The 13,102-nt window shown below is 66.7% G+C and carries 11 protein-coding genes, 1 tRNA gene and 1 other RNA gene; 4 read left to right on the forward strand and 9 right to left on the reverse strand.

From position 1 onward, the window contains the following. Window positions 1–28: 28 nt before the first annotated feature. From uvrB to P1K88_RS00845, 6 genes are all read right to left on the reverse strand, one after another. Entirely contained in the window at window positions 29–2,092 is a 2,064-nt protein-coding gene (gene uvrB / locus P1K88_RS00820; protein ID WP_276411795.1) for an excinuclease ABC subunit UvrB, read from the reverse strand. Between the two features lie 51 nt (window positions 2,093–2,143). Further along, complete coding sequence (locus P1K88_RS00825) at window positions 2,144–2,758, reverse strand: rubrerythrin family protein (RefSeq protein WP_276411797.1); 615 nt, start codon at window positions 2,756–2,758, stop codon at window positions 2,144–2,146. A gap of 88 nt (window positions 2,759–2,846) precedes the next feature. Further along, window positions 2,847–3,241: RNase P RNA component (rnpB, locus tag P1K88_RS00830), an RNA gene on the reverse strand. A 315-nt stretch (window positions 3,242–3,556) separates the two neighbouring features. Next, window positions 3,557–3,835 (reverse strand): DdfA family disk-determining factor, encoded by a 279-nt coding sequence (locus P1K88_RS00835; protein WP_276411798.1) that lies wholly within the window; start codon window positions 3,833–3,835, stop codon window positions 3,557–3,559. An 86-nt stretch (window positions 3,836–3,921) separates the two neighbouring features. Next, window positions 3,922–5,685: a nitrite/sulfite reductase gene (locus tag P1K88_RS00840; protein WP_276411800.1), complete on the reverse strand. Its 1,764-nt coding sequence runs from the start codon at window positions 5,683–5,685 to the stop codon at window positions 3,922–3,924. Between the two features lie 94 nt (window positions 5,686–5,779). Continuing rightward, on the reverse strand, window positions 5,780–6,121 hold the full coding sequence (locus P1K88_RS00845) for a DUF8134 family protein (protein ID WP_276411802.1): 342 nt from the start codon (window positions 6,119–6,121) through the stop codon (window positions 5,780–5,782). Window positions 6,122–6,380: 259 nt separating this feature from the next. On the opposite strand from P1K88_RS00845, the gene P1K88_RS00850 reads away from it, so the two are divergent. From P1K88_RS00850 to P1K88_RS00865, 4 genes are all read left to right on the forward strand, one after another. Beyond that, the gene (locus P1K88_RS00850; protein WP_276411803.1) at window positions 6,381–6,545 is read left to right on the forward strand and encodes a hypothetical protein; all 165 of its coding nucleotides are present in this window, start codon (window positions 6,381–6,383) and stop codon (window positions 6,543–6,545) included. 38 nt (window positions 6,546–6,583) lie between these two features. Further along, entirely contained in the window at window positions 6,584–7,261 is a 678-nt protein-coding gene (locus P1K88_RS00855) for a DUF7119 family protein (protein ID WP_276411805.1), read from the forward strand. 34 nt (window positions 7,262–7,295) lie between these two features. After that, a tRNA-Lys gene (locus P1K88_RS00860) sits at window positions 7,296–7,369 on the forward strand. Window positions 7,370–7,699: 330 nt separating this feature from the next. Further along, complete coding sequence (locus tag P1K88_RS00865; RefSeq protein WP_276411807.1) at window positions 7,700–7,915, forward strand: DUF8123 family protein; 216 nt, start codon at window positions 7,700–7,702, stop codon at window positions 7,913–7,915. Window positions 7,916–7,970: 55 nt separating this feature from the next. On the opposite strand, the gene P1K88_RS00870 is transcribed toward P1K88_RS00865, so the two are convergent. The 3 genes from P1K88_RS00870 to P1K88_RS00880 form a co-directional block, all read right to left on the reverse strand. After that, window positions 7,971–8,831 carry a hypothetical protein gene (locus P1K88_RS00870; protein ID WP_276411808.1) on the reverse strand — a complete coding sequence of 287 codons (861 nt, stop codon included), beginning with the start codon at window positions 8,829–8,831 and terminating at the stop codon, window positions 7,971–7,973. Window positions 8,832–10,931: 2,100 nt separating this feature from the next. Further along, window positions 10,932–11,711, reverse strand: a complete 780-nt coding sequence (locus P1K88_RS00875) for an SDR family NAD(P)-dependent oxidoreductase (RefSeq protein WP_276411811.1) — start codon at window positions 11,709–11,711, stop codon at window positions 10,932–10,934. Between the two features lie 212 nt (window positions 11,712–11,923). Continuing rightward, on the reverse strand, window positions 11,924–12,967 hold the full coding sequence (locus P1K88_RS00880; RefSeq protein WP_379786682.1) for a zinc-dependent alcohol dehydrogenase: 1,044 nt from the start codon (window positions 12,965–12,967) through the stop codon (window positions 11,924–11,926). Between the last annotated feature and the right edge of the window lie 135 nt (window positions 12,968–13,102).

Consider the following 13,102-nt stretch of genomic DNA (forward strand, 5'->3'; position numbering starts at 1 on the left):
CACTCCCCCGTCGGCGGCCGGGCGTCGCTCAGAACTCCGAGCGCGGCGCGGGAACGCCGCCGTCCTCCTCGTCACCGCCGTCGAGGTCGAACTCCTCGCGCAGTTCGCGGATGCGGTCGCGGATGTCCGCGGCGAGTTCGAACTCCAGGTTGCTGGCAGCCTCCTGCATCCGTTCCTCCAGGTCCGCCACCATCCGTTCGGCCTCGTCTGCGTCGGCCGCGCCGTCGCTCGCGACCCCGCTGGTGTCGGTCTTGCTCCCGGGGAGGTTCGTCTCGCCGACGGCCTTCTCGATGGTCGTCGGTTCGTGACCGTGTTCCTCGTTGAACTGCTGCTGGATGCGCCGGCGGCGCTGGGTCTCCTCGATAGCGGCGTTCATCGCGTCGCTGCGCTCGTCGGCATAGAGGACGACCTCCCCGTTGACGTTCCGGGCCGCCCGACCCATCGTCTGGACGAGCGTCGTCTCCGACCGGAGGAACCCCTGCTGGTCGGCGTCCAGAATCGCGACGAGCGAGACTTCCGGGATGTCCAGGCCCTCCCGGAGGAGGTTGATACCGACGAGGACGTCGATGTCGCCCAGACGGAGCGACCGGACGAGTTCGTGGCGCTCCAGCGTGTCGGTTTCGTCGTGCATGTAGGCGACGTCGACGCCCGCCTCCTCGATGAACTCGGTGAGGTCCTCGGCCATCCGCTTGGTGAGCGTGGTCACGAGCACGCGCTCGTCGCGCTCGATGCGCTCGTCGATGCGGGCGAGCAGGTCGTCGACCTGGCCGGTCGCCGACGCCACCTCGACGGCGGGGTCCACGAGGTGGGTCGGGCGGACGATCTGCTCGACGATCTGGTCGCTGTGCTCGCGCTCGTAGTCGCCAGGCGTCGCCGAGACGTACAGCGTGCGGTCGGTCTTCGCCTCGAACTCCTCGAAGGTCAGCGGGCGGTTGTCGAACGCCGTCGGCAGGCGGAACCCGTTCTCCACGAGGCTCTCCTTGCGGGACTTGTCGCCAGCGAACTGCCCGCGGATCTGGGGCAGGGTCTGGTGGGACTCGTCGACGACGGTCAGGAAGTCCTCGGGGAAGTAATCGAGCAAGGTGTAGGGTGCCTCGCCGGTCTCGCGGTCCGAGAGGTGGACCGAGTAGTTCTCGATGCCCGAACAGTATCCGGTCTCCTGCATCATCTCGATGTCGAATCGGGTGCGCTCCTCGATTCGCTGGGCGGCGACGGCGTCGCCCTGGCGCTCGAAGTAGCGGATGCGCTGTTCGAGCAGTTCCTCGATCTCCTCGATGGCGCGTTCGAGGCGCTGTTCGGGGATGGAGTAGTGCTCTGCGGGGTGGACCAGCGCCGCGGGTTCCTCGCGGACGACCGTCCCCTCCAGGGGGTCGACCTTCAGCATCCGGTCGATCTCGTCGCCCCAGAACTCCACGCGGATGGCGTAGCGGCCGTACATCGGGTAGATTTCGAGCGTGTCGCCACGTACGCGGAAGGTCCCCTGGGTGAAGTCGACGTCGTTGCGCTCGTAGTTCAGGTCGACCAGGCGACCCAGCAGCTCGTCGCGGTCGATCTCCTGGCCGACTTCGAGCGAGAGGGACATGTCGACGTAGTTGCGCGGGTCACCGAGGCCGTAGATGGCCGAGACCGACGCGACGACGATGACGTCGTCGCGGGTGAGCAGGGACCGGGTCGCCGAGTGGCGCAGGCGGTCGATCTCGTCGTTGATGGAGGCGTCCTTGTCGATGAAGGTGTCCGTCTGCTCGACGTAGGCCTCGGGCTGGTAGTAGTCGTAGTAGGAGACGAAGTACTCGACGGCGTTGTCCGGGAACAGATTTCGAAATTCCTCGTACAGCTGGGCGGCGAGCGTCTTGTTGTGGGCGATGACGAGCGTCGGCGTCTGCAGTTCCTCGACGACCCAGGAGACGGTGTTGGTCTTGCCCGACCCCGTCACGCCCAGCAGGGTCTGCTTGTCCATCCCGTCGCGATAGCCCGCGGCGAGTTGCTCGATGGCCTCGGGCTGGTCGCCGGCCGGGTCGAACGGGGCGTCGACCCGGAACTCGCTGTCTGCGTCCGGTCGGTCGATGGAGAGCGGGCCTCCGGCGTCGGTCATTGTGTGGGGGTAGGGCTGGAACGTCTTGAGCAGTACGCTCTCCCGGCCCGGTCAGCAGACCGGTTTGGGGTTGACGCCGAGGTCCTCGAGCGTCTCGAAGAACTCGTCGTAGGCCGCCTCGACGACGGCGGTCGCGCTTTCCCGGGCGTTCGCCCAGTCGTCCTCGCCGTCGCAGACGGCATCGAGCAGGTCGCTCACGTCCTCGCGCAGGTCGACGACGTCGCCCCCGGCGCTCCGGAACGTGCTCGCCGTCTGCGGGTCGGCCTGTCCGGTGAAAAAGCCAGTGAGCTGTTCCTTGACCTTCTTGTCGACGAGCGTCCAGGCGACCAGGCCGCCCAGGCGGGCGACGGTGCCCTCGAGGTCGTCGAGCGTGTCGTGCATCGCCGGCGTCCAGTCGGCGGGCTCGGCGTCGAGACTCGCCAGGCGGCTCTCGGCGGCCTCGGCGGTCTCGGCGAAGAGCGCTGCCGCCTCGTCGTGCTCCTCGTCGTCGGCCCACGCCGCGAACGTCCCGCTGGCGGCGGCCTCGCGGGCGGCCGCGGCGGCGAAGACGGTGTCTGCGTCCATCTCGCCCCGCGTGTCGGCGTACAGCGTCTTCGAGGACCCGATACGCGAGAGTTCGGTCTGCTGGTCGTCGGTGACGTCGTCGATGAGGGCCGCTGCGTCCATACCCGCCACTCCGGGCGGGCCGTGCTTGTAACCATCGCTAGCGTCGCTGTGCGCTCGCCGGATACGGCGTAGACACTCGCAGCGTCGCGGCTGAGGGGAGTAAGCCCCCTTCTGTTCGGGCCGGCATTCGGCTCAGCGGCCACGTCCGAGCGCTCGCGCGCGGTGTCGAACTACCTGTCGACGCGGCCTTGCACCGGTGAGGATTCGCCGTTCCATCGGTCCGTCGCGAGCGTCGGGCGCCGTCAGGCGGCCAACGGTGGCCCTCGGTGGGTTAACGCTCCGTCGCTTCCGGGGCGTGCGTGCCACGGTGTGACACAACGCCCCGTCGCTCGGGATCCGCGCACCTCATCGGTCTCGCGACGACGTGTCGTTGCTGTTCCATCGCCGACGGTCTCCCGCCCCGGGCTTGCGCCCGGTCACCTGTTCGACGGGTGGGGGGACTTTCCTCATGCCTCGCGGCACGGGAGCCGGCCTCCCTCTGCCACTGCCGAGTAGACGACTGGTGCCGATAAGGCTTGCCACCCACCGTTTTCGGCGTCGGGTTTCCTCGCGCTGCGAAGCGGCGCTGCGGGAGTAGCGTGGCGGCTTCGCCGTCACGTCAAACGGTTGCGGGTCGAAGACCCGCAAACCCGCCCCCTGAAAAACGTGGTCTTACTGAGCGAAGCGAGGCTCAGAAGACGAGCGAAGCGAGTCTTCCGGTGGCGAACGAGACGGACTCTCGGTCTTCGACCTCGAGTCCGGTGAACCGGCGGCTTCGCCGCCGGATGCTGGTTGTAGACCTGCCTGTCCCCGTCGCCGTCACTCTGCGGACTCGACCACGGTGACCCGCCGGTCGGCCGAGACGGTGACGCGGTAGCCGGCGTAGCGGAAGGTCACCTCACCGTTCGCCCGGTCGCCCGCGAAGAGGGCGTCGAGCGCGTCCGGGTCGACCACGTCGGTCAGACTCGGAAGCGCCGTCGGGGCCGTCCCCGCCGCCTCGGCGACCGCGTCGACGACCGCGCGACCCGTCTCGCTGCCCGTTCGGTGTTGCGTCCGTGCTCGCGGTTCCCCCGCCTCGGTCCCCACCTGTGAAGACATGACAGACATACCTTATGTTCAATTGGATATAAAATCGCGTCAGACGGCCGTCAGACGCCCGAATCGTCGCCGGGGTGCTGATCCGGTCAGTCGTCCGAGGCGATCGGCTGGCCCTGCCCGTCGGTCGGCGCGGGCGAAGCGTCCATGTCGTCGTCCTCGGCGTAGGGGTACCACGTCATCTTCGTGTTGTGCATGTACGGATCGTGGTAGTCGGTCTCCTCGGGTTCGACCAGCTCGGCCAGCGTCTCCTCGTCGCGCGCTTCGACGAAGTCACGGAAGGTCTCGTCGCCGTCGCGGCGTTCCTCGAAGTTCGCGACGAGGTTCTCGATCGCACCGGGCACCTCGTCGGCGGGGACGCGCATCTTCACCCAGTCGGCGAAGCGCGGGTCGTCGCCCAGGCCGCCGCCCAGGCCGATGTCCAGCGCCTCGACCGGTTCGCCGTCCTTGCGGGTCTTCATCCCGCGCAGGGAGACGTCGGCGATCTGGGGCTGGGCGCAGGAGGCCGTACAGCCCGAGAGGTGGATGTGGAACTCGTCGTGGTCCGCGGGGAGCGAGACGTTGTCCTTGAGCCAGCGGGCGTAGCGGACCTGGCGGTTCTTCGTCTCGACGATGGACAGCGAACAGAACTCCGTGCCCGTACAGGCGATGGAGCCGCGCATGAACGGCGAGGGGTCGGGCGAGTAGTCCTCGAGCAGCGGCTCTGCGAGGAAGTCCTCGAGGTCGTCCTCGGGGATGTCCGTGACGATGACGTTCTGGCGCTGGGTCAGGCGGACCTCGCCGGAGCCGTACTCGTCGGCGAGTTCGGCCAGTTCCAGCGTGTCGTCGGCGCCCATCCGGCCGACGAGGACGTTCAGGCCGACGTAGTAGTTGCCGTCTGGCTGTTCGTGGACGCCGACGTGGTCGTTGTGGCCATCCTGGGTGCCGGTGTTGTAGGTGTACTGGTCGCGCATGTCCTCGCCCGCGGTGGGCAGTTCGAAGTCGACGAACTCGTCCTGGAGGACCTCGCGCATCTTCTCGGTGCCCCACTCGTCGACGAGGAACTTGATGCGGGCGTTGAAGCGGTCCTCGCGGTCGCCGTACTCGCGGAAGAGCGCGGACATGCCGTGGGCGACGTCGGCGGCCTGCTCGGGGGGCACCCAGACGTCCAGCGAGCGCGCGAGCCGCGGCTCCTTCCGGGAGAGGCCGCCGCCGACGCGGACGTTGAAGCCCAGTTCGTCGTCCTTCTCGGCGGGCTCGAAGGCCAGGTCGTTGATGTCGCCCTGGCCACAGCCCTCGTCACAGCCGGTGACGGCGACCTTCCACTTCCGGGGGAGGTTCGCGTAGTCGTCGTTGCCCTTGAACGTCTCGTGGAGGTCCTCGGCGACCGGCCAGGCGTCGACGTGCTCGTGTTTGTCCTTGCCGGCGACCGGGCAGCCGACGATGTTGCGCCAGGAGTCACCACAGGCCTGCTGGGTCGAGAGGCCGACGGACTCCAGTTTGTCGAAGATCTCGGGGACGTCCTCGAGTTTGATCCAGTGCAGCTGGATGGACTGGCGGGTCGTCCAGTCACAGTAGGCGTCCCCGAACTCGGGGTTCTCGGCGGGGCCCTGTGCGTACTCTTTTGCGACCTCGCCGATGACCTCGAGCTGGCCCGGTTCGATGACGCCGTTTGGCGTTCCGATGCGCATCATGAAGTACGACTCCTGGCCCGAACGCTGGTGGTACAGCCCCCACCACTTGAACCGCTCGAACCAGGCGTCCTGCTCGTCGTCCGGGATGGCGTCCCAGCCCTGCTGGGCGAACTCCATGAGGTGGTCGCGGATCTCGGTACCGTAGACGTCGTCCTTCCAGTGTTCTACCTTGCTCGGCATCGTTAGTCGTATGCCAACCTCTAGAGAGCCACCCTTATACGACGCTCCTTGCCGTCAACCGTCTCCCCCACTACCGGAAAACGGAGAATCCTGCCTACTCCTCGGGGCGGGCCAGGCGGGTGCGCTTTGCCGGGAAATGGACGCTCTCGGGGACGACACCGTAGAACTCTCCCGCGTTCGGGTCTACGACGCGGCCGACGGTCAGCCAGTCCGTGACGCCGCTGACCCCACACGCGATACACTGCCCGGCGATACGCGCCTGGATATCGGGGTGGTCGACGCCGACCTCGACGAATCCCTCGGCGAGGAAATCGGTCGTCTCGCACCCACAGAAGTCGCTCCGTGCCAGCAACCACAGGTCCGAGACGTTCACTTCGCGGGCGTCGTTCACCGAGATCCAGGCCCCGTCGTCGAGCTGGTGAACGTCGGTCGTCATTACATCTCATTAGGTCGCCGGCGTACCTTAGCCCGTCGCCGGTCGCAAGTTTCACCGGAGACCGGGTCGTCCCCCTCCCGTCCCGCGGTGGGTGGCACGCGCTGGCACGCTGAGGGGCGTGCACAAGATAGCGGAATCTGTTGCCTGTAGGCCGCAGTGCTGGTCGTTGTTGCAGGGGAGACCGCCATTAAGAGGGACGGGGTGATACAGTGGGACACCAGCGGGTCGGGCCGCGCCCGGCCCGGCCGAGAGAGCAACGATGACGAAGGCACACCAGACCCACGACGAAACTGACGCCGAGACCGACGCCGAAGCCGAAGCGCCCGCGACCGACCACCTCGAGGATGTCGAGGACGGCTGTGGCTGTACCGAGATCTGGGAGCACCTGAGCGAGGAGCGCGAGAGTCCCGCCGCCGACGATTGACGGGACGCTTTTATGAGTCGGCCGCCAACACCGTACTGATGTCAGAGGGGCCAGACGACCACGCGCCGTCGACCGACCGGGAGTCGCCGGTCGGGAAACCGGTCATCCGTGGCGATCCGACGCTGACCGGCCAGCGGGCCAAGGAGGCCGTCGAGTTCGACCCGGACGACCCCGAGAGTCTCGCACTCGCGGCCGAGACGGTCCGCCGGTTCTCCGAAAACACCGCCGGTGCCGACGACAACGTCTACATGCTCCGGGGTGCTGCGGCGTGTGCGGCGCTGGTCCGCGGCGAAGGGTCCTACAAGGAGGCCGCCGCCCGCGCCGGCGGCGACGCGACCGTCTCGTTCATCCGCAAGTGGTCCCGCGTCCACGACCTGCCGCGCTCGATCCGCATCCACGTCGCGAAAGGCGAGATCGCCCCGACGGCCGCGAAACACATCGCCCGCGTCTCCGGGGAGGCCCGCCTCCTGCTCGCGTGGGCCGCCCTCGACCACGACCTGACGGTCCGCCAGATCCGCGCGGTCGCAAGCAGGGTCAACGACGACGCGTCGGTCGAGACCGCTCTCGCCGAGGAAGGATACACGCTGGGCGAACTCACGGTCCACATCGACCGCGACGCCTACTGCAAACTCCGCCGCGAGGCGGCCCTGGACGCCACCGACCCGAGTGCCGTCGTCACCGAGTCCCTCGAATCGACGCTCGGCGACGGACCGTAAGGCCTTAGCCGTCTGTCCCCCCAGCGAGTACCGTGGGCCGGTAGCTCAGTTAGGCAGAGCGTCTGGCTTTTAACCAGATGGTCGGGGGTTCAACTCCCTCCCGGCCCGTGCAGCGAACTGACGAGCGCAGCGAGTCAGTGAGCGAACCGGCAGGAAGGCGTCGAACCAGGAAAGTCGCAGGGTCGAGCGGAGCGAGACCATCGTCTTTCCGTTGTTCAACTCCCTCCCCGTCGTCCTGCGAACGACAGTGAGCAGTGCCGCCGGTACGGAGGGCGTTGAACGCTGGAATGCGCGCGCAGCGAAGCGAGCACGTCTGCCTCCGGCTCGACTCCCGACAGACGCCGATGGGTCTGTCGACCCCCGCGAACGTGCTGCGTTGTTGGTCCCTGCCGACCGGAGACCGGACCATTTACCACCGCGTCGGTGGACAGGGCCAGTATGAACCTCCGATCGGAGTACGTCACGGACACGCTCGAACCGCTCGGTGTCGGCGTCGGGGCCTTTCTGGTCCTGGCGGCGCTAGGGACCATCGCGGGTGCGCCGTGGGCCACCCACGCCAGTGTCGTCTCGGCGGCGGTCCAGGTCGTCGGGGCGGTCCTGATGGCCGTCGTCGGACTCACCCTCGCCTACGTCAGCTGGACGGGGCGGGAGTAAGTACGCGCCCGGGGCCGAAAATCGGGAATCCAGCGGCGCTCGAAACGACGAGTTCTCAGCCGCGGGTCGGCATGTAGGCCATCCCGAGGAGCAACACGGCGGCGAGACCGCTCAGGATAGAGACGCCCCAGAGGCCGTTCTTGCGTTCGTGGAAGTAGTCCTGGCGCTCGAGTGTCGTCTGGTACTCCGGATACTCCTCGACGCTGACGACCTGGACCGTGCTGTGGTCCGGGAAGTGAGCGAAGTACTGCTGGCCGCTCAGCGTGACGTTGCCGCCCTCGCTGAGTTCGCGCGTCTGCTCTTCGGGGCCGGTCCACTCGAGGGTGGCCCCGCTCCCGGAGACGGCGGCGACGGTCGCCTGCTGGGTGCCGCTGTCGGTCGTGACCTCGTAGGTGTCGCCGGGCGAGAACTTCAGTGTCTCGGGCTCGGGGAGCCACTCCTCGAGGGGGCGAAGCGTCTCGTTCTCGCGGTAGACGACGTACTGGGTCCCGTTCTGGGTCGCCAGCGAGTTCCTGACTGCCGGGTCCTCGCGGAGCAGCCGGGAGACGTTGAGCTCCTGGCGCAGGGTGACCGTGCTGGTCTCGTTGTCGGTCAGCACCAGGTAGGTCTCGTTCTGGTACGTCGTCGTCGTGTTGTGCTCTACCGTCTGGGTGAACCTGGCGGACTCGTTCGTCCAGGCCAGTTCGGCGGCCATCGACCCGCCGCCACCGTGTCCACCGCCGCCGGACGCCATGTGGATGTTCGATGCCGTGTAGGTCGTCCCGTCGACGGTGAACGTACTCCCGTTGGTCAGTTCGGCGGTCTCGTCGAGGTTCACCTCCGGCCGCTGACTCTCCGCGACGCCAATGTACGCGTAGGCTGCGACACTGACGACGAGGAAGAACACGAAGTATGCCGCGGCGGCTCGTCGTTGCATATCCGGACGGTCGGTCGGCGCGCGGTTTAATGATTACTTTTCGGCTGGACGGTGTAGCGTCGACATCGTCGGTTCTCTGTGCCCTGCCGGGCCGGAGAGGCTCCCTGGACGACGCCGACAGAGGAACGTTCCACACTGTACGAGAGTGATCTCTTCCGGGCGCAAGTACATCCAGATCTGCGAACTGTACGGCTATAAGATAGGGTTTAGACGTTTTAGTTACTCGTATTCCAAGTTTACGACAGTATCTAGTGTCTAGTCGCCCATAATAAACAGATATAGTTACTATATCGACTCACAAACTCTAGTATTGGATATATTTTCGAGAAGGTAAGGCTCGAACTGGTAGAAGGCTTCAAACTGCCGTCGTATCGTCTTTCTTTGGTGTTAGAAGCCGCGGAGTAGCAGCAGACGTCGTGCGTCGCCAGTTTCGGGACGCCGTCGGACAGCTCGACAGATGCTCCGTTCTAGCAGTACCCGACGGCCCGCTGAGTATCGCATGGCGTCACGAACGTGCCGGTCAGCGGATACGCGGGGTCCACCCGCGCGGCGAGGAGAGAACCGCCGCCGAGCGCCGCTGGCGTCTCGGCAGCCACGCCCGAGAGCGTCCGACCCGGCACACCGGGCGAACGGAGAGCTACCCCAGGCTGGTCGTGTCGGCCCCCGAATAGTCGGGGGTCAGTCGACCGACAGGCTGGACCGTGAGGAACGCGATGCCGTCGGACCAAGGACGGCCGATCGGCCGTCGTGGCACCCTGCGAGCCGTCGGACGGTTCGAACGCAGTTGAGTACCCGGATAGCGCCTCGGACGGCGGCCCGGAACCCGGAGTGCCAGCGAGAGCCCGTCCGAGCCGGGCGGCCGGCATCCGGAATATCAGGTGCACGACCAGTACTGGCGCTGGGCACCGAGCGAGAGCCCTGCGAACACGAGATGGTGTCAGCGGTGCCCGGGAAGAGTAGAGGGTCTACCGCCCCCTCGGAGGTCAAGTAGCCGGCGGGAACCGTGTCCGAACCGGCCGACCGAACTTTCAATAACAGGCGTACACCCGTTACTATCAGGGTTCAGACGATGCGAGCCGCGACGCGACTGGTCGCAGCTGTCGTTCACCCCAGATGAACGTAATTCAATGAAAGATTGTGTCTGATGCGCGATGATGTCAGCAATGATGCGAGTCGAGATCGACCGCGTCCGGGGGACTGCGTCGCAGAACCAGGTGTCAGGGGACTCTCTGTGGAACCGGCAAGGCTGAGTTGCCCCCGAGAACCCCGCCGTGTACCGAATCGGGCCGGCGATACGGTGCGGGCGCTGAAGATCCCCCTCGTCGGGGAACGCGAACCGTCGGTCGAGAACCGGCACATCGAGGTCCGGGAACAGTAATCGGACCTGGGAGGTCGTTCTCTCCTTCCACCTGTGAGCATCCTGTGCGAGCGTCGCGGGACAGTTCCGGGTGGTGCGATTGAGCGAGTTTCGGGCGCGAACAGCGTCGTCACGTCCGCACGACCGACTGGTTTCAACTATTCAACAGTAGTGAACGGACCGTCGATAGATTCACTGGATTCCGTGCATAGGTGCCCACAGATATCACCAAGTAATCAAATATCGAAATCGTGTTCAGCAGTCCGGAACTGCTGTTCGCCGAGACGTCTCGATACTCGACTCGTCGTCCCAACCGATAGAAACACCCGGAGGCGGCGAGTTCGTCCCTCGGTCAAGTCACCGAGAACGACACCCCGTCTGAACTGCGCGCACCGCTCGATAGCGCCTTGTCGTCATCTAGGAACACGTTCCGTGCGAAGTGGGACACTGGTATCGGCACGTTCACTCAGGCCAAACGGGTTATGTTACCGAGTGGCAAGGAAGAGTAGCCGGATGGCTCGGGATTCCCGGACCGTGTGCTCGCGGCTCTCCGGTTCGAATCGACGGGGGCTCAGGGTGTCGGCCGCGACGTCGTCACCGCGTGAGGACAGAGCTGCCCGGTTCCACTGATTCGCGACGGTTCGAACCGGTTCGTGTCGTCGAGACAGCGGAGCATCGCCTGCTGGACCATCGTACCACTGGAGCGGTACCCGGCGTGGCAGTCCGGTTACGGGGCCACAGTTTCACTGGTCGCCTGCGCCCCACGCGTAGGCCTTCCACCCGCCGTCGGCGTAGAGGACCTCGCCGGTGACGAAGTTCCGCGTGCTCGTGAGGAACTCCGCGCACTCGGCCATCTCCTCGACGGTACCGAACCGTCCGAGGGGCGTCCGGTCGCGGATGTCGTCGTCGGTGTAGCCCGCCGACCCCTGTGTCTGGTCCGTGATCTCCGTCCAGATGTATCCGGGCGCGAGCGCGTTGACGTGGACGTCGTGTTCGGCCCACTCGACGGCGAGGGTCCGGGTGAGGTTGTTGACGCCGGCCTTCGACGAGCAGTAGGGGGACCGCCGGTGGAGACCGCGCGTACTCATCAGGGACGAGATGTTGAGGATGGCCCCACCCTCGCCCTGGTCGATGAACTGCTTGCCGGCGACCTTCGACCCGACGAAGGTCCCGGTGAGGTTGACGTCCACGATCCGGCGGAACTCGTCGACGTCGAACGACTCTGCGGGGCCGATGGTCGTGATGCCGGCGTTGTTCACCATGACGTCCAGTGCACCGAACCGCTCGACCGTCGTCTCGACGAGCGCCGACATGGCGTCCTCGTCGGTGACGTCGGCGGCGACGGGGATCGCCTCGCCGTCCGTCTCGTCGGCGATCTCGGTCGCCGCCGCCGCTGCGCGTTCCTGCGAGCGGGAGTTGACGACGACGTTCGCCCCCTGGGAGGCGAAGTGCTCGGCGATTCCCTTCCCGATGCCCGCGCTCGACCCGGTGACGATGGCAGTCTTGCCGCTGAGATGTGACATGACATACGAGACCAATTCCTATCGATGCTTGGTTCTATCGGTGTTCCATGCAGACGCTTCACGGGGGCGCCGGCGGTCGTCGCGGTCCGGCGGCGGACGCGTTCGACGTTCCCGAGCGGGCACTCGGCCGCGTCCGGGCCGTCTGTGTGTCCCGAGCCCGGGCGAGGAGCGACGCCGGCGCTCGCGGTGGGTTCTCGAGGTTCCGTCGACCGCTACGCCCGGAGTTCGGAGACGTCGAACACCGGTTTCACCGTTTCACCGGCGAGGAACGCCTCGAACGCCTCGTCGGCGTCGAGCAGCGAGAACCGATCGTCGACGAACGTCGCTGCGTCGACCTCGCCCCGCCCGATCAACCGGAGGGCGTGCTCGAAGTCCCGATACGTCGAGGCGTAGGAACACTGGACGTCGATCTCACCGCGCACGAGCGGGGAGTACGGCATCGTGGTTTCGCCGGTCTGCCCGACGAGGACGATCTGGCCCCCCTTGCGCACCGCATCGACGGCCCCGGTGAGTCCGGAGGGATGGCCCGTCGTGTCGAAGACGACGTCGTACCCGACGCCGTCCGTCAGTTCGTCCCGCCGACCCTCCGCGTCGTCGTCGGCGACGTTGATCGTCTCGAACCCGAGGTCTTCGGCGAGCGGGAGTCGGTAGTCCGCGTCCTGGCCGACGCCGGTGACGACGACGTCGCCGCCCTGCGCGCGGGCGATCTGGGCCGTGAGGAGGCCGATCGGTCCCGGTCCCTCGACCATGACGCGGTCGCCGGCGCGGACCCGCGAGTTCTCGATGACGGCGCGCGCACCGACGCTCGTCGGTTCGACCATCGAGGCGTATCGCTGCTCGACGTCGTCGGGGACGGGGTGGAGCGCGCGCTCCGGGACGGCGAGATATGGCTCGTAAGCCCCGTCGTGGTCGACGCCGGTGATGACCGCGTTCTGGCAGACGTTCTCCTCGCCGATATCGCACTGGTAGCAGTCACCACAGGCGCGGATCGGACGCTCGACGACGCGGTCACCGACCGCGAACTTCGTGACGGCGTCGCCGACCTCGACGACGCGTCCGGCGTACTCGTGCCCGATGACGGTCGGGAGGTCCATCCGCTCGAAGGCCGACTCGAACTCGTAGATGCCGGCGTCGCTTCCACACATGCCGGCGTAGTCCACCGCGACGAGTGCCTCGTCGGGGGCCGGGTCCGGCTTCGGTCGGTCGATCAGCTCCATTGACGCGTGACCACGGCTGGTCTTGGCAAGCCCACGCATACGGGGACATCAGTCCCCGGCCGTATTATCTCTACGGACCCTGCCGGGCGACACGATGGGGGGCCCAGGCGAGTGATACCTCGCGGCGTCCGCTGGACCGGCGGGTGGAGGTCTCCGGTGGGGGCCGAATGGCGT

The sequence above is a fragment of the Haloarcula halobia genome (assembly GCF_029338255.1).
In the GTDB taxonomy this organism is placed as follows: domain Archaea; phylum Halobacteriota; class Halobacteria; order Halobacteriales; family Haloarculaceae; genus Haloarcula; species Haloarcula halobia.

Bases quoted from the DNA above. Each gene is read 5' to 3' on its own strand.
- P1K88_RS00845 (WP_276411802.1), bottom strand. From the start codon at position 6,121: ATGACGACCGACGTTCACCAGCTCGACGACGGGGCCTGGATCTCGGTG.
- P1K88_RS00875 (WP_276411811.1), bottom strand. From the start codon at position 11,711: ATGTCACATCTCAGCGGCAAGACTGCCATCGTCACCGGGTCGAGCGCG.
- P1K88_RS00870 (WP_276411808.1), bottom strand. From the start codon at position 8,831: ATGCAACGACGAGCCGCCGCGGCATACTTCGTGTTCTTCCTCGTCGTC.
- P1K88_RS00840 (WP_276411800.1), bottom strand. From the start codon at position 5,685: ATGCCGAGCAAGGTAGAACACTGGAAGGACGACGTCTACGGTACCGAG.
- P1K88_RS00825 (WP_276411797.1), bottom strand. From the start codon at position 2,758: ATGGACGCAGCGGCCCTCATCGACGACGTCACCGACGACCAGCAGACC.
- uvrB (WP_276411795.1), bottom strand. From the start codon at position 2,092: ATGACCGACGCCGGAGGCCCGCTCTCCATCGACCGACCGGACGCAGAC.
- P1K88_RS00880 (WP_379786682.1), bottom strand. From the start codon at position 12,967: ATGCGTGGGCTTGCCAAGACCAGCCGTGGTCACGCGTCAATGGAGCTG.
- P1K88_RS00850 (WP_276411803.1), top strand. From the start codon at position 6,381: ATGACGAAGGCACACCAGACCCACGACGAAACTGACGCCGAGACCGAC.
- P1K88_RS00835 (WP_276411798.1), bottom strand. From the start codon at position 3,835: ATGTCTTCACAGGTGGGGACCGAGGCGGGGGAACCGCGAGCACGGACG.
- P1K88_RS00865 (WP_276411807.1), top strand. From the start codon at position 7,700: ATGAACCTCCGATCGGAGTACGTCACGGACACGCTCGAACCGCTCGGT.
- P1K88_RS00855 (WP_276411805.1), top strand. From the start codon at position 6,584: ATGTCAGAGGGGCCAGACGACCACGCGCCGTCGACCGACCGGGAGTCG.